Annotated in this window: 15 protein-coding genes; 4 read left to right on the top strand and 11 right to left on the bottom strand. The window is 71.1% G+C overall.

Annotation, left to right across the window (positions count from 1 at the left end):
- Nucleotides 1-22 precede the first annotated feature (22 nt).
- A complete protein-coding gene (locus AB0D34_RS27220) occupies nt 23-1,039 on the top strand; it encodes a 1-aminocyclopropane-1-carboxylate deaminase (RefSeq protein WP_362665734.1) in 1,017 nt (338 codons plus the stop codon).
- Between the two features lie 27 nt (nt 1,040-1,066).
- Here AB0D34_RS27220 and AB0D34_RS27215 read toward each other — a convergent pair whose 3' ends face one another.
- Entirely contained in the window at nt 1,067-2,503 is a 1,437-nt protein-coding gene (locus AB0D34_RS27215) for an MFS transporter (protein WP_362665732.1), read from the bottom strand.
- Nucleotides 2,504-2,664: 161 nt separating this feature from the next.
- On the opposite strand from AB0D34_RS27215, the gene AB0D34_RS27210 reads away from it, so the two are divergent.
- Nucleotides 2,665-3,231 (top strand): helix-turn-helix domain-containing protein, encoded by a 567-nt coding sequence (locus AB0D34_RS27210; protein WP_362665731.1) that lies wholly within the window; start codon nt 2,665-2,667, stop codon nt 3,229-3,231.
- A gap of 163 nt (nt 3,232-3,394) precedes the next feature.
- Here AB0D34_RS27210 and AB0D34_RS27205 read toward each other — a convergent pair whose 3' ends face one another.
- The 9 genes from AB0D34_RS27205 to AB0D34_RS27165 all read right to left on the bottom strand — a co-directional run bounded on the left by AB0D34_RS27205 (nt 3,395) and on the right by AB0D34_RS27165 (nt 17,526).
- Nucleotides 3,395-4,624, bottom strand: a complete 1,230-nt coding sequence (locus tag AB0D34_RS27205; protein ID WP_362665888.1) for a TerD family protein — start codon at nt 4,622-4,624, stop codon at nt 3,395-3,397.
- Between the two features lie 95 nt (nt 4,625-4,719).
- Nucleotides 4,720-5,694, bottom strand: a complete 975-nt coding sequence (locus AB0D34_RS27200; protein WP_362665729.1) for a hypothetical protein — start codon at nt 5,692-5,694, stop codon at nt 4,720-4,722.
- A 59-nt stretch (nt 5,695-5,753) separates the two neighbouring features.
- On the bottom strand, nt 5,754-11,243 hold the full coding sequence (locus AB0D34_RS27195) for a DUF6531 domain-containing protein (RefSeq protein WP_362665727.1): 5,490 nt from the start codon (nt 11,241-11,243) through the stop codon (nt 5,754-5,756).
- A 171-nt stretch (nt 11,244-11,414) separates the two neighbouring features.
- A complete protein-coding gene (locus AB0D34_RS27190; protein WP_362665725.1) occupies nt 11,415-12,404 on the bottom strand; it encodes a zinc-dependent alcohol dehydrogenase family protein in 990 nt (329 codons plus the stop codon).
- On the bottom strand, nt 12,401-13,243 hold the full coding sequence (locus AB0D34_RS27185; RefSeq protein WP_362665723.1) for a carbohydrate ABC transporter permease: 843 nt from the start codon (nt 13,241-13,243) through the stop codon (nt 12,401-12,403). The genes AB0D34_RS27190 and AB0D34_RS27185 overlap by 4 nt, the downstream gene beginning before the upstream one ends.
- Nucleotides 13,240-14,178 (bottom strand): sugar ABC transporter permease, encoded by a 939-nt coding sequence (locus tag AB0D34_RS27180; protein WP_362665722.1) that lies wholly within the window; start codon nt 14,176-14,178, stop codon nt 13,240-13,242. Before AB0D34_RS27180 ends, AB0D34_RS27185 begins: the two co-directional genes overlap by 4 nt.
- On the bottom strand, nt 14,175-15,548 hold the full coding sequence (locus AB0D34_RS27175) for a sugar ABC transporter substrate-binding protein (RefSeq protein WP_362665720.1): 1,374 nt from the start codon (nt 15,546-15,548) through the stop codon (nt 14,175-14,177). Before AB0D34_RS27175 ends, AB0D34_RS27180 begins: the two co-directional genes overlap by 4 nt.
- 92 nt (nt 15,549-15,640) lie before the next feature.
- A complete protein-coding gene (locus tag AB0D34_RS27170; protein ID WP_362665718.1) occupies nt 15,641-16,408 on the bottom strand; it encodes a DeoR/GlpR family DNA-binding transcription regulator in 768 nt (255 codons plus the stop codon).
- A gap of 308 nt (nt 16,409-16,716) precedes the next feature.
- A complete protein-coding gene (locus AB0D34_RS27165) occupies nt 16,717-17,526 on the bottom strand; it encodes an NAD(P)-dependent oxidoreductase (protein WP_362665716.1) in 810 nt (269 codons plus the stop codon).
- A 154-nt stretch (nt 17,527-17,680) separates the two neighbouring features.
- On the opposite strand from AB0D34_RS27165, the gene AB0D34_RS27160 reads away from it, so the two are divergent.
- Both AB0D34_RS27160 and AB0D34_RS27155 read left to right on the top strand, forming a co-directional pair.
- Nucleotides 17,681-18,625 (top strand): 5-dehydro-4-deoxyglucarate dehydratase, encoded by a 945-nt coding sequence (locus tag AB0D34_RS27160; RefSeq protein ID WP_362665714.1) that lies wholly within the window; start codon nt 17,681-17,683, stop codon nt 18,623-18,625.
- A complete protein-coding gene (locus tag AB0D34_RS27155) occupies nt 18,622-19,782 on the top strand; it encodes a hypothetical protein (protein WP_362665712.1) in 1,161 nt (386 codons plus the stop codon). Before AB0D34_RS27160 ends, AB0D34_RS27155 begins: the two co-directional genes overlap by 4 nt.
- On the opposite strand, the gene AB0D34_RS27150 is transcribed toward AB0D34_RS27155, so the two are convergent.
- Entirely contained in the window at nt 19,719-21,248 is a 1,530-nt protein-coding gene (locus tag AB0D34_RS27150; RefSeq protein WP_362665710.1) for an MFS transporter, read from the bottom strand. The two genes, AB0D34_RS27155 and AB0D34_RS27150, sit on opposite strands and share 64 nt — an antisense overlap.
- Nucleotides 21,249-21,542: the final 294 nt, after the last annotated feature.

The raw sequence follows: 21,542 nt of genomic DNA, 5'->3' as shown, positions 1-21,542 counted from the left end.
GCGACCCACCCGGGAGGTCCCCATGCCCCTTGCGTCCTACGACCGTTACCCCCTCCTCTTCGGACCGTCCCCCGTCCACCGCCTGGAGCGCCTCACCGCGCACCTCGGCGGCGCCGCCCTGTGGGCCAAGCGCGAGGACTGCAACTCCGGAATCGCGTACGGCGGCAACAAGACCCGCAAGCTGGAGTACCTGGTCGCCGACGCGCTCGCCAAGGGCTGCGACACCCTCGTCTCCATCGGTGGCGTCCAGTCCAACCACACCCGTCAGGTGGCCGCCTGCGCCGCCCGGGCTGGGCTCAAGTGCGTGCTGGTCCAGGAGAGTTGGGTGGACTGGCCCGACGCCGTCTACGACAAGGTCGGCAACATCCTGATCAGCCGGCTCGCGGGGGCGGACGTACGGCTGGTGAAGGCCGGGTTCGGAATCGGGTTCAAGGAGAGCTGGGAGCAGGCGCTCAGGGATGTCGAGGAGGGAGGCGGCAAGCCGTACGCCATCCCCGCCGGCGCCTCCGACCATCCGCTCGGCGGGCTGGGCTTCGCCGCCTGGGCCTATGAAGTCGCCAACCAGGAGCGCGAGTTGGGCGTCTTCTTCGACACGGTCGTGGTCTGCTCGGTGACCGGGTCCACCCAGGCCGGCATGGTCGCCGGGTTCCGGGCGCTGGAGGAGGCCGGTGGCCGCCCCCGGCGCGTGCTCGGCATCGACGCCTCCGCCAAGCCCGTCACCACCCGGGAACAGATCGCGCGGATCGCCCACAGCACCGGGCAACTCATCGGCGTACAGAAGGAGTTGACGGAGGCGGACGTAGAGCTCGACGAGCGGTACCACGCGGGCGTCTACGGCATCCCCGACGAGACCACCCTGGAGGCGATGCGCCTGGCCGCCCGCACCGAGGGCATGGTCACCGACCCGGTCTACGAGGGCAAGTCCATGGCCGGGATGATCGACCTCGTTCAGCGCGGGGAGATCGGCGCCGACTCCACGGTGCTCTACGCCCACCTCGGCGGACAGCCGGCGCTCAACGGGTACAGCGCGCTGTTCTAGACGGAGGGAGTCGACGAGCACCTGACCCTAGGCGGCGCCCTTCGGTCGATTGCCTCTGATCACCGCGCCGCACACCAGCAGTGCGGCGAGGGCGATGAGGGCGCTCGCGCCGAAGGCGTGGGACGAGCCCTCGACGAGGGTCCTGGACGGTGAGCCGGTGGAGTGCCGGGTCGCCGTGCCGTAGACCGTGACCAGAATGGACAGGCCGAGTGTGCCGCCCAGCCACTGGAAGGTCTGCAGGAGTCCGGAGGCGGCACCGGCCTCGCGTGCCCCGACGCGGGCGAGGATCGTCGCGTTGAGGGGCATGAGACTCAGGGCGACGCCCACGCCCAGCAGGAGCAGTGGGCCGAGCAGCCCCGAGAGGTAGCCGTCGGAGGGGTCCAGCCGCCACAGCCATGTGCCGGCTCCGCTGACCAGGGCCATACCGGTGAGCAACACCGGCTTGGCGCCCAGGCGTTGGAGCAGCCGCGGTACCAGTCGCACGGTGCTGAACATGGCCAGGGTCATCGGCAGGAACGCCAGACCCGCCCGCAACGGGCTGTAGTCCAGCGCCTGTTGGCTGATCAGCGTGAGGAAGTAGAACGCGCCGAACATGCCCGCGGGCAGCAACATGACCCCCAGGTACGCCCCGGCCCGGTCGCGGTCGGCGAACAGCCGTAGAGGAAGGATCGGTTGCTCGGCCTTCGCCTCGACCAGCAGGAAGCCTGCGAGCAGCGCGGCCGCCGTGGTGAAGCCGAGCAGGGCCTGGGGGTCGCTCCAGCCCGACTCCGACACCCGGATGAACGCGTACACCAGCGAGGTGGTCCCCGCCGTACCGGTGAGCGCGCCCGCCAGGTCGAACCGGCCCGCGTGGCGCGGGGTTTCGGCGGCGAAGCGGGGCAGGGCGGACGCCACCGCGATGCCGACCGGCACGTTGATGAGCAGGGCCCAGCGCCAGGACGCCCAGTCGGTGAGCATGCCGCCGAGGACCAGGCCGACGGAGGCGCCGATGCCGGCCATGGCGGAGTACACGCTCAACGCGTGGTGGCGGCGCGGGCCTTCGGGGAAGCCGGTGGTGATCAGGGCGAGGGTGCTCGGCGCGATGAGGGCGGCGCCGACGCCCTGGAGTGAGCGGGCGGCCAGCAACCACGCGCTGTCGGTGGCGAGTCCGCCGAGCAGGGAGGAACCGGCGAACAGGAGCACGCCGGTCATGAGCGTACGGCGGCGGCCGACGATGTCCCCGACGCGGCCACCGAGCAGGAGCAGCCCGCCGAAGGCGAGGGTGTAGGAGTTGAGGACCCAGGACAGGGCGGTCGGGCTGAAACCGAGGTCCTGTTGGATGTCGGGGAGCGCTACGTTGACGACGGTGGAGTCGATGCCGACCATCAGGTAGGCGGTCACGATGACGAGGAGGGTGGTGCCGAGCCGGGTGGAGGCATCCGGTGGGGCGGAGGGTGTGGCAGTGGTCCTGGACGGGGTGGACATGGAGTTCTCCCGTTTTTGCGTCCCCTGTTCGCGCCGCCCGTCAGAAGTGCGCGGGCAGCGTGGACTGACCCGCGACGACTGCCGCCGACGTAAGCGGGGACTGTCTCCGTTTAGGTTCGATAAGATACGGAGAGAGTCTCCGGTCCGCAAGGAGTATCTGGATGACGCAGGTCAGGCCCATGCGCGCGGACGCTCGCCGCAACTACGAGCGGTTGCTGAGGGTGGCGGCGGAGGCCTTCGCCGAGCATGGGGAAGGTGCGTCGCTCGACGACATCGCGAAGCGGGCCGGGGTCGGGTCCGGGACGCTGTACCGCCATTTCCCCACGCGGCAGGCACTGCTGGAGGCGGCCTACGTGGACCGCGTCGAGGGGTTCGCGCGCCGCGCCGACGAGCTGGCGAAGGAGTTGCCGCCGGGGGAGGCGCTGGCGGAGTGGCTGTACACGCTGTGCGTCGGGACGATTCAGGTGCGGGGCATGAAGGCGCTGCTGGGATCCGCCGTCACGGACGGCGACAACACCGTGCTCACGGCGTGCGGGACGCATGTGCGGGGGGCGGCGGAGCGGTTGGTGTCGGCGGCGCAGGAGGAGGGGGCGCTACGGGGGGATGTGGAGCCGGTGGAGCTGCTTCGGCTGGCCCATGGGGTGGCGGGGGCGGCGGAGTTGGCCGACGGGGGCGGCGCGTCGATCCGGCGGTATCTCACTCTGCTTACGGAGGGGCTGCGGGCGTAGGCGTTCGGGCGCGGGTGGGAGGGGCCGGGCGGGGGTGGGTTTCGCTCGCCGGCGCTTGCCGGATGCCGCTGCGCCCACCCGTGCCGCCCCAGCAGTACGACTGCCCGCAACCAGGTGCGCCCTCACTCGCCCCCAGCCGGACAACTACCCCCCCCGCGTACCCCTACAGTGCCTGCGCCGCCGGCTTCACCATCCCCCTCACCGTGCGGGACTTCACGAAGTCGCCGATCGCTGTCATCTCCCACTCGCCGGAGAACTGCTTGATCAGCTTGGCCATCATCACGCCGGTCTGCGCCTCCGCGTTGGTGAGGTCGAAGCGGACCAGTTCCTCACCGCTGGCCGCGTCGATGAGGCGGCAGTACGCCTTGGCGACCTCCGTGAACTTCTGGCCGGAGAAGGAGTTGACCGTGAAGACCAGCCCGGTGACCTCCTGCGGGAGCCGGCCGAGGTCCACGACGATCACCTCGTCGTCGCCGCCCCCCTCACCCGTGAGGTTGTCCCCGGAGTGCTTGATCGCGCCGCCGACGATGGACAGCTTGCCGAAGTAGCAGCTGTCGATGTGGTTGCGCTGCGGACCGTAGGCGATGACGGACGCGTCGAGGTCGATGTCCTTGCCGCGGAACGCCGGTTCCCAGCCGAGGCCCATCTTGACCTGGGAGAGGAGGGGGCGGCCGCCCTTGACGAGGGACACGGTCTGGTTCTTCTGGAGGCTGACCCGGCCCTTGTCGAGGTTGATCTTCCCGGCGCCGGGAGCGGGCGGGGCCGCAGGGGCCGCGGGCGCAGCGACTCGCGGGTCCATGGCCGGGGCGGGCGGCGCCACCGGGGTCTGCACGGTCGGCGGGGGCGGCGGAGCCACCGGCTGCGGCGGGGCGACCGGAGTGGGGGCGGCGGCCGGGGCCGGTTCCTCCACCGACACGCCGAAGTCCGTCGCGATGCCGGCGAGCCCGTTGGCGTACCCCTGCCCCACCGCCCGGGCCTTCCAGGCGCCGTTGCGCAGATAGATCTCCACGATCACCAGGGCCGTCTCGGTGCCGAGCTGCGGCGGCGTGAACGTGGCCAGCACGCTGCTGTCGTCGGCGCTGCGGATCGTGGCCGTCGGCTCGATGCCCTGGAAGGTCTGGCCCGCCGCGTCCGGGCTGGCGGTGACGACGATCTTCTCGATGCCGGGCGGCACCGCCGCCGTGTCGACGGTGATCGCGTCGGGGGCCGTACCGCCGCCCGAGCGGTACGTCACCCCCGGCCCGGACGGCTGGTTGTAGAAGATGAAGTCGTCGTCGGAGCGCACCTTGCCGTCGGCGGTGAGCAGCAGGCCCGATACGTCGAGCCGCACGGGAGCGGCGACGTCCACCGTCACGCGGGTGACGGGGAGGGGGATGTTCGAGCCGGGGGTCATAGCTGTCATGCCCGGTCAACGAGCGAGGTCTCTTTGCCGTTCCCTTACCCGCGACCGTTCGGGTCAGCGGCCGTGGAGGGCGTGGCTTCCCGGGTTCACGGGATCCATCGGGGCATGGGGCTGCCCGGCGGTACGCGGCGGAAGGCCGTGCCCGGGTCGGGGACGATGCGCAGGGGATAGCCCTGGTAGCAGATGTAGGGATGGTCGATCAGAAGCGGCCCGAGGACGGTCTTGGTGGCGGCGAGTTCGCGGTCGCCGAACGTGCCGACCGGGCCGGGGGCGCGGAGCACGGCCGCGTTCCCGCTCACCTGTTGCACGCTGAGGCCTTCCCGGCCGGCCCGGTCCGCGAGCGCGGTGAGGCCGCCGAGCCGGGTGAGGTGTCCCGTGGTCAGCAGGTTGGCCCAGAAGTAGCCGCGGACATGGTCGTGGGCCACGGGGGCCGTGGTGCGGTGGTCGGTGCCGTACCAGCGGTCCCAGGGGGAGCGCTGGGGATCGCTCTGGTCGTAGGTCACGGCCGCGGTCAGCAGGGACAGCGGCTCCGTCCAGGAGACGACCAGGTCGAGCAGGGTCTCGGCGACCGAGTCGGTGGCCTCGGGCGGCCACAGGTCGGGGCTGGGGACCAGGGAGAGGTCGAGGGCGGCGTCCGGGCGGTCCGGGAGCGCCGCCATCGACAGGTACCAGAACTCCTCGTCGTCGGGGCCGTCGACGGAGACGGACAGGGCTTCGACCTGTCCGGTCTCCAGGGCCGCCGCCAGGGCGCCCGGTGTCGCGGTGTCCCACCAGCGGTCGACGGGTGCCCGGCCCACGAGCGCGTGCCCGGCCTGACGCGGCCGCATGGGAAGCGTGGTGGTACGGCCGAGCACCGCGAGCATGTCGTCGACGAGCCGTGGCAGCTCGCGGGCGAGTGCCTGCTGGGTCAGGCCGGAGTCGAGATAGACACCGAGCCGGGGTCGGGGGGCGGGAGGACAGCCGGGTTGGTTGACGAAGAAGTGCACGGCGTCGAACTCGCGCTGCTTCATCTCCGGCCGCTGGTCGTACCAGGGATCCGCGGTACGGAGTTCGTCGTTCACGGCTGCTGCCTCCCGCCCGGTGGACGTGTCGTGCGTGATGGCGCGGGTCGCGCCGAACCCTAGCCGAAGGCCCAGGCGCCCAGGGCCACGAGTCCGCCGACCACCCCCGCCGCGATCTCGGCCGGGGCCAGGACGATCACCGCGACCACGACCAGGGCGACCACCGCCACCGCGGCGACGGCGGTGAGCACCTGTTTCGCCGTGTCGTTGAGGATCGGCTGGTCGGCCGGCTGGTCCTTGGGCTCCTCGTTCTGCTTCTGGGCGCGCTGGTCGGGTTTGGGTGCGGTCGGCGGGGTGGTGGGCTTCTTGGGCGGGTTCTTCTTGAGGTAGTAGATGATGCCGTCGCTGTTGGCGGCCGGGCGCTTGCCATTGGGCGCCAGCGAGGCCCAGCTGTTGCCGGAGAAGATCGTCAGCGTGCTGCCGTCCGCGTAGGTCCTGGTGGCCGGGACGATGGGCGGTCCGGCCTGGACGTTGCTGAATCCGGCGTTGGCGAGGGAGCTGATGTAGCGCTGCACCTGGGCGGCGTTCGCCACTCCCCGGGTGGGCAGGTTGGGCTTGATGCTGGAGAGCTGGTCGGAGGCGGGTTTGACCTCGTAGAGATAGGTCAGCGCGCCGTTGATGACGATGATGTCGGGGCAGCTGGTCGCCGGGTCGCCGGGCTGCGGCTGGAAGGTCGGCACACAGATCCGGCCACCGGAGCCCGTGCCCACATGACCGGGCAGGGTCAGCTGTCCGGGCACCACGTCCCCGTACACGTTCTGCGGCCCGTACAGCGGGTTGAGCCGGTCGGAGACGGCCAGCCGGACGGCGTCGTCGTGGTCGGGGTTGCCGCCCTGGGCACCGGACGGGTCCCGGAAGGACGTCGGCCGGTTGTCGACGTAGGCGTAGGAGCTGACGGCCGGGTTGCTGACCGCCGGGGACACCGGGTCGACGCCGCCGAAGCGGCCGGTGGACGGTGAGTAGACGCGGGCCGGGGTGGCGTAGTCGCCGCCGAGACTGGCGTCCTGGTAACCGCCGGCGAACCTGACCGGGTTGTCGACCTTGCTGCCGGAGACCGCCGAGGCCGCGGTGCCGTTCTTGCGCGGCACACCGTACGGGTCGAAGTCGTACGCGGCCAGGACCTCGCCCTCGGGAGAGAGCACGTCGGCCACGCCGGCCAGCCAGTCCGGTGCGAACGGGTTGACGGACGTCCCGGTGAGCAGGGCCAGCGGGGTCTCGCCCGGACCGCTGAGGTAGCCGCGGGCGGTGCCGGTGTCCGGGGCACTGGACTGGGCGGTGCGTTCGAGGGCGAGTTGCGGGTTGCCGCCCGCGATGTCCCAGGTGAAGGTGCGGCTGGTGACGTCGGCGCCGGTGTCGGTGACGGCGGTCTGGCGCAGGCCCCCGCCGTCGTAGCCGTAGCTGGTGGTGATGCCGTCGATGGTGGCCGAGGCGAGGCTGTGGTCGAGGTTGTAGGCGAAGGAACTGTCCCCGGCCCTGGTCAGGTTGCCCTGGTCGTCGTACCCGTACTTGGTGACCGTGTCGGTCGCGGAGTCCTCGGCACGGGTGAGCTGGTCCGCCTTGTCGTAGTCGTAGCGGACCGTGCCGCTGCCCGCCGAGCCGGTGAGCTTCTGGGTGAGGCGGTTGCCGACCTTGTCGTAGGTGTAGGCGACCGTGCCGGACGGGGAGCCGGAGCAGGTGCTCGCCGCGTAGCAGGCGCCGGTGACCCGGTTGGCCACGTCGTAGGTGTAGGCGACGGTCTGCTCGGCGGCGCCCCGGGTGGTGCTGATCGAGGTGGGGTTGCCGACGGCGTCGTGGTCGATGCGGAAGCGGGCGACGGTCCCGGCCGCGTTGTGGCTGTTCAGGTCGGAGAGCCGGCCCGCGCGGTCGTAGCCGCGGTCGGTGACCAGACCGCCGGACTCGGGCCCGGTGGTGCGGGTCAGCCGGCCCGCCGGGTCGTAGCCGAAGCTGTAGGCGGCGCGGCCCGTTCCGGCGGTGCCGCCGTGGGTGACCAGCCCCGTCATCCGGTCGGAGGCGTCGTAGTCGGCGTCCACCACCGTGCCGTCCGGCCAGGTGCGCGAGGTGATGTTGCCGTTGGCGTCGTAGTCGTAGGAGAAGGTGTCCTCGCCCCGCTTGACGGCGGTCAGCCGGTCGGCGTTGTCGTAGGAGCGGGTGCTCAGGCCGCCGGGGTCGGCGAGGCTGGTGAGCCGGTTCTTGGCGTCGTAGTTGTAGGCGTAGATGGTCTGACCGCCCGCCAGGTCCTGGCCGGTCTGCCGGCCGAGGATGTCGTAACTGGTGGCGATCGTGCGGGAGGTGGCGTCGCCGGAGCCCGGGGTGAGGGTCCGGGTGAGGTTGCTCTCGGCGTCGTAGGTGTAGGCGGTGCGACGGCCCAGCGGGTCGGTCGCGGAGTCGAGGCGGCCCGCGGCGTCGTAGGTGTACCGGCTGGTGTGCTCGTTGGGGTCGGTGCGCGAGGTGATCTGGCCCGTCGCGTCGCGCTCGTACGAGGTGACGGCGCCGTCCTGCGGGCCGCTGATGGAGCGCTGGCGGTCGGCGTCGTCGTACTTGTAGCGGATGGAGTGGCCGGCGGCGTCCGTGGTACCGACGACACGGTTGACTGCGTCGTACTGGAACACGGTCGCCGCGCCGAGCGGGTCGGTGACCTTGGTCAGGTTGCCCTCGGCGTCGTAGCCGTAGGAGGTCGTGTAGCTCGCCGGGCTCGCCCCGTCGGCGTTGCCCCGGGGCTCCACGGTGCTCGCCAGGCGGCCGTCGTCGTCGTACGTCCAGGTGGTGACCCCACCGGTGGCGGCGGTCCGCTTGACCGGGTTGCCGGCCGCGTCGTAGTCGGTGGTGACCTGGCCGCCGGCCGGGACGGTCACGGCGGAGGGGCGGTTGTTGATGTCGTAGCTGATGGAGGTGGACTGGCCGAGCGGGTCGACCGTGGACACCACGTTGCTGTTGTTGTCGTAGCTGGTGGTCGTGGCCCTGCCGAGCTCGTCGATGTCGGCGGTCTGCCGGTTCAGTTCGTCGAAGCGGGCGTCCCTGGTGACGAAACCGCCGCCGGGATAGGGGTGCGAGACCCGGACCACGTTCGCGTTGAAGTCGTAGAGGTAGGTGGAGGTGAACTGGGCCTTGTTGGCACCGGTCACGTTGCCCCGCGGGGAGACCACGGTCGCCAGGTTGCCGCGGTTGTTGTAGGTGTACGTGGTCTTGTTGCCCGCGCCGTCGGTGACGGACGCCTGCCGTCCGGCGGCGGTGTACGTGTACCTGGTGGTGTGCTCGTTCGGGTCGGTGATCGAGGCGGTACGGCCGAGGACCTCCGTGTAGGCGTACGTGGTCGTGGCACCGAGCGGGTTGCCGGTCGCGGTGAGCTGGCCGAGCTCGTCGTAGACGGTCGTCCAGGGATCTTCCTTGCCCGGGTCGTAGCTCTTGCGGAGCCGGTCGAGGTTGTCGTACACGAACCGCGCGGTGAAGGCGGTGGCGTCGGCGCCGGACAGGTTGCCGCGCGGGTCGGTGGAGCTGGTGAGGCGGCCCGGGCGGTCGTAGCCGTAGGTGCTCTTCTCGTCGAGCGGTGTGGTTTTCGCGACGAGGTTGCCGGCGGCGTCGTACGCCATCTTCGTGACCTTGCCGCGCGGGTCCTTCAGCGCGGTGACCAGGCCGCGGTCGTCGACCGTGAAGACGGTCTGGTTGTCGCCCGGGTCGGTGACGGTGGCGAGCTCGTCGAAGGCGGTGTACCCGAAGACCGCCTTGTTGCCGAGCGCGTCGGTGTGCGAGGTCAGGTTGTTGTGGGTGTCGTAGGTGTTGGTCGCCGTGGCGTTGAAGGGCTCCGGCTGGGTGGCGGAGGTGACGTTGCCCGACCGGTCGTAGGCCTGGACGTACTGGCTGCCCTTGGCGTCGACGAGCAGGTCGGGGTTGACCGAGGTGTCGTAGCGCTGGTTGACGGTGTCGCCGTTGCCGTTCTGGCTGTAGATCAGGATGTTGCCGCGGTAGCCGTCGAAGTACTTCACACCGTCCGGGTCGGTGGTGGTGGACTCGTGCTTGCCCGGGTCCCAGGAGAACGAGGTGACCGCTCCGGTGATGTTGGTCTGTCTGACCACCCGGCCGCCGCTGTAGGCGTTGGTCAGCTGGACGCGGCCCTTCGGGTCGAGCGCCTTGGCCAGCAGCCCGTCGGCGTCGTACGTGTAGCGCCAGACCGCGCCGGTGGCGTCGGTCACCGAGCTGAGCCGGGCGCCCGAGTAGGCGTAGCCGACCGTCCTGCCGTCGGGCAGGGCGACACTCTTGACCAGACCGTCCGACTGGAGCCGTACGGTGACCACTCGGCCCGCCGCGTCGGTGATCGTCCACGAGGACGCGCCGTAGGCGAGCGTCACGCCCAGGTCGCGCGAGCTCTTCACGGAAATCAGCCGGCCGGTCGCGTCGAAGCGGTAGGTGATGCGGTTCGGTGTGACCAGCTTCCAGCCGCCGCCCTCGACGGCACTGAGGTCGGAGCGCACCGCCGGGGGCCGTTCGTAGGAGCCGTCGGCGGCCCGCGGGTAGGTCACCCGGGCGCCGTCCTCGGCCCGCACGGTCACGGCGGTCTCGCCTCCGGCGGGCGGCAGGACCCGTACGTCGTACGTCCAGGACCAGCCGACGCCGAGCGACCCGGCGGTGGTACTGGCGGACGAGTAGCGCCGTACGTCCTGGAAGGGCACCCCGAAGCCGGGCATCCTGAGGTCGGTCGAGCTCAGGACGAAGGCTCCGGTACCGGTGTTGACGTTGTGGCCGCGCAGTGCCTGACCGAAGGTGGTCGGGGTGAGCGCGTTGCCGCAGGAGCAGCCCACCGTCTGGTCGGCCGGGAGAGCGGGCGGATCGGCCGTGGCCCTGGCCTTGGCCCGGGCGCTGGGGTCGGACGTGACCTGGGTGCCGTCGTTCAGGGTCACGGTGAGCGTCACGAAGTAGTCGTGGCCGTCGGTCAGCGACCAGCCCTCGGCGGCGCCGAAGCTGCGGCAGTACGTGCGCGGCGCACCGCACACCGGCGGGTCGGTGCCCGCCTGGGGCGCGGACTCCTGCGCGGTGCCGGTCTCGGGGTCGTACACGGTGGCGTGCCAGGAGGCCCAGTCGGAGACACCCGGGGAGGCCGCGTCGAAGTAGAGGACCAGGGAGGTGTCACCGATCGTGAAGCCCGGTCGCAGGATGAGGGACTGGGCTCCCGCCGCGGCGGCCGCGGACCGCTGCTCCGTGATGAGCGGGGCCACCGGCTTCGGTTTGCGGACCTTCGACCACTCGGTGCTCGACAGTTTCCGCGCCCGGCCCTCGGCCCGGGTGGCCGGCGGCACGACCGGGGGTCGCTTGCCCTTGGGGAGTCCGTGGTTGGTCTCGGCGGAGGCCGGCAGCTCCCGGACGACGGGTCCCGGGCCGGGCGGCGCCTTGGGTGTGACCCCCCTGGCCGCCAGGGACGACGTGTCGGCCGACGTCACCTGTTGGTGGGCCGCGGCCCAGGCGCCGCCTCCTGCCGCGCCGATTCCCAACTGCGCCGTGACGGACAGCACCAGTGCGCCGGCGAGGCCGACGGCGGTGCGCCCGAGTAATGATCTCACTCTGGAAGATCGTGATGCGAACATGACAATATTCCCCCTGTGTCGCCCCGATGTCGGCACCCTGAGGGGCGCCCATCCGGGCGCCCCGGGCGATCGTTCGAGTGTGCTCTCGCCTCACAGGGAACGGCAAGGCAACTCATGGACAGTGGCGTGAAACTGACGCCCTGTTCGCTACGGCACCACCACGAGCTTGCGCCCCACCCCCGCCGCGAACTGCTCCAACGCCTGCGGATACCGCTCCAGCGGGATCCGGTCGCTGATGAAGACCTCCGGATTCAGGACGCCGGTCGCGAACAGCTCCGCCGCGCGTTCGAAGCTGTGCAGGACCGCCATGGACCCGGTGATGGTGATCTCCTGGTTGTAGATGCGGTACGGGTCGATGGTCACGCGGGTCGCATAGTCGGCCACCCCGAACTGGAGGAAGGTGCCCGCCTTGGCGACCCGGTCCAGGCCGTCCTGGATCGCCGCCGCGTTGCCCGTCGCGTCGATGACCAGGTCCCAGCCCTGCGGGCGGTCCAGCTCGTCGGGGTTGGCGGCCGAGGCCGAGACGCCGAGCTTGCGGGCCGTCTCCAGCCGGGTCGGGTTCACGTCCACCACGTCCACGCTCGCCGCGCCGGTCCGCTTGGCCAGCTCCAGCATCATCAGGCCCATGGTCCCCGAGCCGTAGATCAGGACGTGCGCGCCCAGCCGGGACCGCAGGACGTCGTAGCCGCGGACCGCGCAGGACAACGGCTCCACCAGTGCCGCGTCCTGCGTACGGACGTGTTCGGGCAGCCGTACGCAGTTGGCCACCGGCGCCACCGCGAACTGTGCCGCGCCACCCGCCGTCGTCACTCCGATCGCGGCCCAGCGTTCGCAGAGGTTGTTGTGGCCCGTACGGCAGTAGCGGCACTCGTGGCAGTACAGGGACGGGTCCACGGCCACGCGGTCGCCGACCGCCAGCTCGGTGACCCGGGTGCCGACCCCGACCACCGCGCCCGCGAACTCGTGGCCCGGCACGATCGGCAGCTTGGGGGCGAACTCGCCCTGGAGGATGTGCAGATCGGTGCCGCACAGGCCGCACGCGGCGACCTCGACGACGACCTCGCGCGGGCCTGGCGTCGGGTCCGGGACCTCGGCGACGACGGCACGGCCCACGGACTCGATGACGGCGGCCTTCATTTCACGGCTCCAAGGGACAGGCCCTGGACCAGTTTGTCCTGGGCGGCGAACCCCGCGGCGAGCACCGGCAGGGAGATGACGAGCGACGCGGCGCACACCTTCGCCAGGAACAGGCCCTGGCTGGTGATGAAGCCGGTCAGGAAGACGGGGGCGGTCTCCGCCACCACGCCGGTGAGCACCCTCGCGAACAGCAGCTCGTTCCAGCTGAAGATGAAGCAGATCAACGCCGTCGCCGCGATGCCCGGCAGGGCGATCGGGGCCACCACGCGCGCGAGGATCGTCGGAAGGCGGGCACCGTCCACGCGGGCGGCCTCGATCACCGCCACCGGGACCTCGGCGAGGAAGGACTGCATCATCCAGACCGCGATCGGCAGGTTCATCGACGTGTAGAGGATGACCAGCAGCCAGATGTTGTCGAGCATGTCGGTGTTCTTCGCGAACAGGTAGATCGGCAGCAGGCCCGCCACCACCGGCAGCATCTTCGTCGACAGGAAGAAGAACAGAACGTCCGTCCACTTCCTGACCCGGCGGATGGAGAGCGCGTAGGCCGCCGGAAGTGCCAGGAGCAGGACGAAGAGGGTGGAGGCCAGTGACGCGACCGTCGAGTTGACCAGCGCCGGCCAGGGGCTCGCGCCGCCGCCGGTGCCGAAGAACTCCCGGTAGCCGTCCAGGGTGAGGGCGGCGCCGAAGGAGGGCGGGTTGGTGGCCGCGTCCGTCTCCGAGTGGAAGGACGTCAGGGCCATCCACGCGATGGGCAGGAAGAACACGATCCCCAGCAGCCAGGCCACCAGGCCCAGGCCGACTCCCTTGCGTTTCACGGCAATTGTGCTGCTGCTCATGCCCGGCCCGCCTCCTCACGGAACAGGGACGACACCACGCGCAGGGCGAAGGTCGCGATGATGATCGAGCCGATGACCACCAGGACGCCGGCCGCCGAGGCGAGACCGTTCTCGTGGGCCTGGTAGAAGCTCTGGTAGACGGTGTACGGCAGGTTCGCGGTGCCGAGGCCGCCCGACGTGATGGTGAAGACCGCGTCGAAGTTCTGCACGATGTAGATCGAGCCCAGCAGCGCGCCCAACTCCAGATACCTGCGCAGGTGCGGGAGCGTCAGATAGCGGAAGATCTGCCAGTCGCTCGCGCCGTCCACCCGTGCGGCCTCCATCTGCTGCTGGTCGCGGCTCTGCAGACCGGCCAGCAGGATCAGCATCATGAACGGGGTCCACTGCCACACCAGGGACGCCTCGACGGCAAGCAGCGGGGTGTTGGAGATCCAGTCCGGCTGTGGGCCGCCCACATAGTGCAACAACCCATTGAGCAGGCCGTATTCGGGGTTGTAGAGCACATGTTTCCAGAGCAGGGCGGCTGCCACCGGGACCACCAGGAAGGGGGCGATCAGCAGGGTGCGGACCACGCCCCGGCCTTTGAAGCGACGGTCGAGGAGCAGCGCCAGGAGCAGTCCGAGGACCAGGCTGACCAGGACCACCGTCACCGTCAGCAGGACCGTCGTCCACACCGAGTGCCGAAGGTCGGCGTCGGTGAGGACCTCCTTGTAGTTGTCGACGCCGGTGAAGTGACGGGCGTCGGGATAGAGGGAGTTCCAGTCGAAGAAGGAGATCACCACCGTGGCCACGAAGGGGAGTTGGGTGACCACGATCATGAAGATCAGGGCGGGGAGCAGCGGGGCCCGGGTGGCCCAGGCGCGCAGTCGCCCCGAGGGCTGCGGCGCGGTGCGTACGGACGGAGTGGCCAGTGGGGCCGTCGTGGTGGCGGTCATCGTCCCTCGTACTCCTCGGAGATCTTCTCGGCGAGCTGCTGGGACTTCTTCAGGGCCGACTCGACGGACTGGCGTCCGGCGATGGCCGCGCTGATCTCCTGGGAGACCCTGGTGCCGAGATCGGTGAACTCGGGGATGCCGACGAACTGGATGCCGGGCGCGGGGCGCGGCTGCACCCCCGGATCATCGGGCCGGGCACCCTCGATGGCCTCCTTGGTCATCTCCTGGAAGGCGGCGGCCTCCTTGACGTACGCCGGGTTCGTGTACGTCGACGCGCGCTTGCCGGCCGGCACGTTGGACCAGCCGATCCGGTCGCCGACCAGCTGCTCGTACTGCTTGCCGGAGGCCCAGGAGACGAACTGCCAGGCCTTGCCGGGGTTGCGGGAGGCGTCCTGGATGCCCCAGGCCCAGGTGTAGAGCCAGCCGGAGGACTTGGTCTCCTCTACGGGGGCGGGGGCGTAGCCGACCTTGCCCCTGACCGGGGAGCCGGACGCCTCGAGGGATCCGGCGGCCGAGGTGGCGTCGTACCACATGGCGACCTTGCCCTGGGTCATGTTGTTGAGGCACTCGGCGAAGCCGGACTGGGCGGCGCCGGACTCGCCGTGCTCACGCACCAGGTCGACGTAGAACTTCGTGGCCCTCTCCCACTCCGGGGAGTCGAGCCGGGCCTTCCAGCCCTCGTCGAACCAGGTGCCGCCGAAGGTGTTCACGACCGTGGTGAGGGGGGCCATGACCTCGCCCCAACCGGGCAGTCCGCGCAGGCAGATGCCCTTCATGCCGGGCTCCGCCCCGTCGACCTTCGCGGCCAGGTCCGCCACCTGCTGCCAGGTGGGGTGCGCCGGCATCGTCAGGCCCTCCTCGGCGAGGACGTCCTTGCGGTACATCAGGAAGGACGACTCGCCGTAGAAGGGCTGGCCGTAGAGCTTGCCGTCGTCGCCGGTCAGGGACTGGCGCATCGGCTTCAGTACGTCCTTCTCGTCGTACGCCGGGTCCTTCGCGACGTACGAGTCCATCTCGTGCAGCCAGCCGTTGCGGGCGTAGATCGGGATCTCGTAGTTGGACAGGGTCGCCACGTCGTACTGGCCGGCCTGGTTGGCGAAGTCCTGGCTGATCTTGTCGCGGACGTCGTTCTCGGGCAGGACGGTGAAGTTGACCTTGATCCCGGTCTCCTTGGTGAAGTGGGCCTTGGTCAGCTTCTGCAGCTCGGTCATCTGGGGGTTGTTGACCATCAGGACGTTGATGGCATCGCCGCCCGATCCGGCCCCGCCCGCTCCGACCCAGCAGCCGGAGAGCAGCGGGGTGAGCAGCGTCCCTGCGGCGGCCAGGGCGAGCGTGGCTCGCGGAGGCCGTCGTCGGCTCTGGGTTCGCATGGATCGCTCCTGGGACATAGGGGGAGGTAAAGGGCACGCCAAAGGTCGACGTGCCGCAATAAGGAGTGAGTTGGATTTTCAGACGCTGATGTTCAAGCGCGGATGACCTGAGGTCCCAGCAGTGAATAGCGGTGGGCCTCGGCCGACGGGAGCAGGGTGCTCGTCACGATCGCCTCCAGTGCGCCGATCTCAGCGAACCGGCAGAAGCTGACCGCGCCGAACTTGGTGTGGACGCCCGCGAACACCGTGCGGCGCGCGGCCCGGATCGCCTGCGCCTTGACCTCGCTGACGGCCGGGTCGGGGGTGGTGAGGCCGTGTTCGCGGGAGATGCCGTTGGCGCCGATGAAGGCCAGGTCGAGGACGAAGCCGGCCAGCATCTTCGTCGTCCAGTGGTCGACGGTGGCGAGGGTGCCCGGACGGACCCGGCCGCCGAGCAGCAGGACGGAGGTGTTCTCGGCCTCGGCCAGGGCGCCGGCGACCGGCAGGGACGCGGTGACCACGGTCAGCGGTCGGTCCCTGGGCAGGGCCTCGGCGATGAGCTGCGGGGTGAAGCCCTCGTCGACGAAGACCGTCTCGGCGTCCCCGAGCAGTTCGGCCGCGGCGGCGGCGACCTTGCGCTTCTCGGGCACGTGGCTGGTGGCCCGGAAGGCGAGCGTCGTCTCGAAACCGGCGCTCTCCACGGGGTAGGCGCCGCCGTGCGTACGGCGGACCAGGCCGTGGTCCTCCAGGGCGCGGAGGTCTCGGCGCACGGTTTCCCTGGCCACGCCGAGTTGGGTGGCGAGGGTGTTGACGTCTACGGCGCCGGTGGTGCGGGCGGTCCTCACGATTTCCCGCTGGCGTTCTTCCGCGGTTCTGGTCATTCGGTCACCCGCCCTCCTGTCGTGCGGTGCCCGTTCGGGCCGTCTGGAGGAAGTTGTACAGCGGGTGTGGGGTGGTGACCAGGTCTGTTGCGGGGGTGATAGTGACCGTGTGTGCCCGTTCGGGCGGAGTGGGCCTATGAGCTCGGGTGGTGCGGTCGGGTGGCGGCTGCGGGTTGTCGTGGCTGGTCGCGCAGTTCCCCGCGCCCCTGGGTGTGGCGCTGGCGCGCCTACACCCAGCACTGTCGTCCTGCCCGGATATGGATGCGGGCGGGCCCGTTCCGTGCCCGCCCCCGCCCTCGCGACCGGAATCAGTACGGCCAGATCGGGGGGTCCGTCACGAACTGGCCGCCCAGGTAGGCGTGGGCCTCGTTGCCGTCCTGGAGTTCGCCCTGGTCGGCGATGAGCTTCTCGGCGTAGGGCTCGGAGTCGTCCTGGGGGTCGTAGCCGAGGGCCCGCGCGGTCGTGAGGTCCCACCACAGGCGGGTGTTGGCGGAGGAGCCGTAGACCACGGTGTGGCCGACCTTCTCGGCGGTCAGGGCCGCGTGGAAGAGGCGGGCGCCGTCGGCCGGGCTCATCCACACCGAGAGCATGCGGACGCTGGTCGGCTCGGAGAAGCAGGAGCCGATGCGTACCGAGACGGTCTCCAGGCCGTGCTTGTCCCAGTAGAACTGCGCGAGGTCCTCACCGAAGGACTTGGACAGGCCGTAGAAGGTGTCCGGGCGGCGCGGGGTGTCGATCGGGATGAGGGGGTCGTCGCCCTGGGGGCGCGGGGTGTAGCCGACGGCGTGGTTGGAGGAGGCGAAGACGATCCGTCCGACGCCTTCCGCGTGCGCCGCCTCATACAGGTTGTAGGTGCCCTCGATGTTCGCCTTGAGGATCTGCTCGAAGGGGGCTTCCAGGGAGATGCCCGCAAGGTGGATGATCGCGTCGACGCCCCGCACGGCCTCGCGCACCGCGTCCTTGTCGGCGAGGTCGGCGACGACCGCGTCCGGCTCGCCCTCGATCGGGCGCAGATCGAGCAGGCGCAGCTCGTAGCCGTACGCGGGCAGGAGGTCCCGCATCAGGGTTCCCAGGCCGCCGGCGGCGCCGGTGAGCAGGACGGTGCGGGGAGCGGGCATCCTCGGGTCTCCTTGAGCGGCCTCATGAATGCGCGATATTCACATTCGTGGACAAGTTAGGGATTGGGTCTTGGCTTCGTCAAGGGTAGCGTGGCATGCGTTCAGAAATATAAACTCTGATCAGTATTATGCATGCCTTTTCTAGGGAGAGCCTGTGACGTCGTCCGCCGACCTCGCCCATCGCCTCGGCATCCCCAGCGGGCCGCTGTTCTTCCCCGTCACCGCCTACGGCCCGGACGGATCCGTCGACCTCGATGTGTATCGCGCCCACATACGCCGAGGCGTGGACACGGGTGCCGCGGCCGTGTTCGCGTGCTGCGGCACCGGGGAGTTCCACGCGCTCACGCCCGAGGAGTTCGAGGTCTGCGTCCGGGCGGCCGTCGAGGAGACGGCGGGGCGCGTCCCGGTGGTCGCGGGCGCCGGATACGGCACCGCGCTCGCCGTGCGGTACGCGCGGCTCGCGGAGGCGGCCGGGGCCGACGGGCTGCTCGCCATGCCGCCGTACCTCGTCGTCGCCGGGCAGGAGGGGCTGCTGCGGCACTACCGCGAGGTGGCCGCCGCGACCGCGCTGCCGGTGATCGTCTACCAGCGCGACAACGCCGTCTTCACCCCGGAGACCGTCGTCGAACTGGCCCGCACCGAGGGGATCATCGGCCTCAAGGACGGCCTCGGCGACCTCGACCTGATGCAGCGGACCGTCAGCGCGGTGCGCACCGAAGTGCCCGGTGACTTCCTCTACTTCAACGGGCTGCCGACCGCCGAGCAGACCCAGCTCGCCTACCACGCCATCGGCGTCCCCCTGTACTCCTCGGCCGTGTTCTGCTTCGCCCCCGAGATCGCCCTCGCCTTCCACCGCGCTCTGGTCGAGGGCGACCGGGCCACCGCCGACCGGCTCCTCGACGGCTTCTACCGGCCCTTCGTCGAACTACGCGCGCGTGGCCGCGGCTACGCCGTCGCGCTGGTCAAGGCGGGCGTACGGTTGCGCGGGCTGGACGTGGGGGAGGTCCGGCCCCCGCTGCACGAGCCGGGCGAGGATCATGTGAAGCAGCTCGCGGAGATCATCGAGCGCGGATACGCGCTGCTGGAGGAGGCACAGTGAAGGCGTCGACGTTCGTCTACCCCTGGGACGTCAACGGGGACCCGGCGGCCGCGGCCCGTATCGCCGGGCTCGGCGTACAGCAGGCGACCCTTGCCGCCGCCTACCACTCCACGCGCGCCCTGACCCCCCGCCACCCGCGCCACCGCATCGTCACCGCCGAGCACGCGTCGGTGCTGTACCCGACGGACGCACGCTGGGAGGGACGCGAACTGCGGCCGTACGCGGCCGGCGACTGGGCCCCGGGTGACGCCTTCGGGGAGGCCGCGGCGGCTCTGTCCGAGGCAGGACTCGAAGTCCACACATGGGTCGTCCTCGCGCACAACTCCCGCCTGGGCGCCGAACATCCGAGCACCTCGGTCGTCAACGCCTACGGCGACCGCTACCCGTGGGCCCCGTGCATCGCGCAGCCCGCCACGCGCGCGTACCTCGTCGACCTCGCCGTAGAGGCAGCGGTACGCCCGGGCGCGGCCGGCACCGAACTGGAGTCGCTCGGCTGGTACGGCCTCCAGCATCTGCACGCCCACGACAAGACCGGCGGGGTGCCGCTCGGCGACGCCGGGATGTACCTCATGGCCCTCTGCTTCTGTGTGATCTGCCGCGAGGGGTACGGCGAACAGGGCGTCGATCCCGACGAGTTGGCGGCGGCCGTGCGGACGGCTCTGGAGCCGCTGTGGCAGGGCACCGCCGAGGACGAGGGCTGGCCCGGGGTCGAGAAGCTGCTCGGTGCCTCGCACGCGGCGGCCACGCGCGCGTGGCGTGACGACACCGCCCGTACCCTCCAGGAGACGGCGGTCCGGGCGGTCCGCGCTGCCGCTCCCGAGGGCTTCCAGATCCTGCTGCACGCCGACCCCGTGACGTACCACGTCGGCGCCAACCCGGGCGTCGACCCCGAGCACATCCTGTCCGTCGCGGACGGTGTGGTCGTGCCCTGCGCGGGCGGACCGGGCCTGCTCACCCCCTTCGCGGGGGCCCGGAAGGACGCGGTGATCGCCGCCAACTTCCCCGTCGTCTCGGAGATGGGCGGCAGCCCCGGCACGCTCGCGGCGGACGTGGCGGCGGCGCGGGAGCTCGGGGCGACCGAAATCCGGCTGTATCACGCCGGGTTGGCGTCCGACGGCGACCTGGGCGCGATCCGCGAGGCGCTGGCCCGCCGCTGAAACAGCGGGACGGCGGTGGCGAGCCACACCACTCCCAGGACGGCCGACAGCGGCCTCTGGTCGAGCGGTCCGACCAGGGCCGCGCCCACCGCGAGGCCGAGCACGTTGGGCGCGAACATCAGGGTGTTGGCCGTGGCGACCGCCCGCCCCAGCAGGGCGTCCGGTGTCTCGCGCTGTACGGCGGTGAGCGCGGCGATCAGCACACAGGGCAGCCCCGCGCCGATGGCCGCGCTGCAGACGAGGGCGAGCGGGTCGGAGGGGATCGCCCGCAGCCCGGCGGCGACGGCGGTCACGGCGATGCCGTACGCGGCGAACCCGCGCTCGCCGAGCCGGCGCAGGGCGGGCCCGGAGAGCAGCCCCACCGCCACGGAACCGGCGCCCTGGACGGCGTACAGCGCACCGGCGTACGCGGGGGAGTGGCCGAGGCCGTCGATCACGGCGTAGAGCAGGGCGCCGTTGAGCCCGGCGCAGAGCATGGTGGTGCCGCCCGCCAGGATCAGGGGGCGCAGTGTGGGGTGGGCCCATATGTGGCGGACACCTTCGGTTAATGGGGTGCGGCGGGGCGGGGTCGGGTGGTCGTCGGGGAGCGGGCGGTGCCCGGAGGACTGTGGTTCGCGCTCAGGGGACGGGGTGCGGTGGGGTGAGGGCGGGCTGTCCGCCCGTGCTGCCCAGCGCGCCGGACGACCCCGGCCCGGCGAGACTGAGGATGAGCGGCCGTCGGCGGTCGAGCGGTGCCTGGGCGACTGCGGTTCGCTCTCGGGGGTCGGCGTGATGCCGGGCGCCGCCTCGCTCCGGTCCCGGTCCGCGCGGCGACGGGGCGCGGCCGTCCCCCGTCCGGATCGCCCGCGCTCGCTCCCGGTGGCGGGCGGTGCCGCGAAGGGCTCCGGTCGGTCCTCGTGGACGCGCAGTCCCGCGTACAGGCCCGCGGCCAGTACGAACGTGAGTGCGTCCAGAAGAGCCACGCCCGGCCCGCCGTAGATCGTGTAGAGGCCGGCGCCCGCCAGGGGTGCGATCAGTTTCATGCCCTCCGTGACCGCTGTCCGCAGCCCGTTGAAATCGCCGAGCAGGGCCGGGGCGACCGCGCCGGCGACCAGGGCCGACCCCGCCGCGTCATGGACGACGCCTGTCGCGCCGTAGACGAAGAGGACCGTGAGGACGAGCCACACGCGGTCGGGGGTGTCGACGGCGAGGAGGACCGGCAGGAGAGCCGCCAGCAGGAGGCTGCCGCCGATCAGCAGAGGTTTGCGGCGGACCCGGTCGGCGAGCGCGCCGAGCAGCGGGCCCGCGAGGGTCGGCGCCCACATGGCGAGCATGCACAGCGCGGCCAGCCCGTCCGAGCCGGTGAGGTCCTTGACCCAGACGCCGGAGGCCAGCCACAGGGCCGAGGTGCCGAAGCCGGAGACGATCGTTCCGGTGAGACAGAGCCTGGCGTTGCGGTCGCGGAGTACCACCCATGTCTTCGTCATGCCTGGACATCGTGGGTCTAAGGCCCCGGCGTCGGGATGGGGCAGGTGCCGTAGAAACCGGCGGGCGGCGGCGGAGCGAGCGATGAGTTCTCGCGCCGCGGCCGGTCTGCCCCTCACGACACCGGGAACCGTTGCCCGGGCGTCCTGAGCCTGTGTCAGCGGCACCCCGCGGGCGTCCTGAGCCCCTGTCGGCTCCGCCCCCGCGGGCGTCCTCAGCCCATGTCGGCTCCCCGCGTGGTTGGCCCGAGCGCGCGGGACCGTTCCCGTAGACGCCCGTACGAGAGTGCCGTAGAG

It is taken from the genome of Streptomyces sp. NPDC048420 (assembly GCF_040651535.1).
Lineage (GTDB): Bacteria > Actinomycetota > Actinomycetes > Streptomycetales > Streptomycetaceae > Streptomyces.
Note: the sequence above shows the minus strand (reverse complement) of the source record. Positions and strands in the feature narration are given on the sequence as shown.

Excerpts from the sequence above, each read along its gene's own strand:
- AB0D34_RS27220 (WP_362665734.1), top strand. The coding sequence starts at position 23 with ATGCCCCTTGCGTCCTACGACCGTTACCCCCTCCTCTTCGGACCGTCC.
- AB0D34_RS27210 (WP_362665731.1), top strand. The coding sequence starts at position 2,665 with ATGACGCAGGTCAGGCCCATGCGCGCGGACGCTCGCCGCAACTACGAG.
- AB0D34_RS27150 (WP_362665710.1), bottom strand. The coding sequence starts at position 21,248 with ATGACGAAGACATGGGTGGTACTCCGCGACCGCAACGCCAGGCTCTGT.
- AB0D34_RS27170 (WP_362665718.1), bottom strand. The coding sequence starts at position 16,408 with ATGACCAGAACCGCGGAAGAACGCCAGCGGGAAATCGTGAGGACCGCC.
- AB0D34_RS27215 (WP_362665732.1), bottom strand. The coding sequence starts at position 2,503 with ATGTCCACCCCGTCCAGGACCACTGCCACACCCTCCGCCCCACCGGAT.
- AB0D34_RS27205 (WP_362665888.1), bottom strand. The coding sequence starts at position 4,624 with ATGACCCCCGGCTCGAACATCCCCCTCCCCGTCACCCGCGTGACGGTG.
- AB0D34_RS27180 (WP_362665722.1), bottom strand. The coding sequence starts at position 14,178 with ATGACCGCCACCACGACGGCCCCACTGGCCACTCCGTCCGTACGCACC.
- AB0D34_RS27175 (WP_362665720.1), bottom strand. The coding sequence starts at position 15,548 with ATGCGAACCCAGAGCCGACGACGGCCTCCGCGAGCCACGCTCGCCCTG.
- AB0D34_RS27185 (WP_362665723.1), bottom strand. The coding sequence starts at position 13,243 with ATGAGCAGCAGCACAATTGCCGTGAAACGCAAGGGAGTCGGCCTGGGC.
- AB0D34_RS27165 (WP_362665716.1), bottom strand. The coding sequence starts at position 17,526 with ATGCCCGCTCCCCGCACCGTCCTGCTCACCGGCGCCGCCGGCGGCCTG.
- AB0D34_RS27190 (WP_362665725.1), bottom strand. The coding sequence starts at position 12,404 with ATGAAGGCCGCCGTCATCGAGTCCGTGGGCCGTGCCGTCGTCGCCGAG.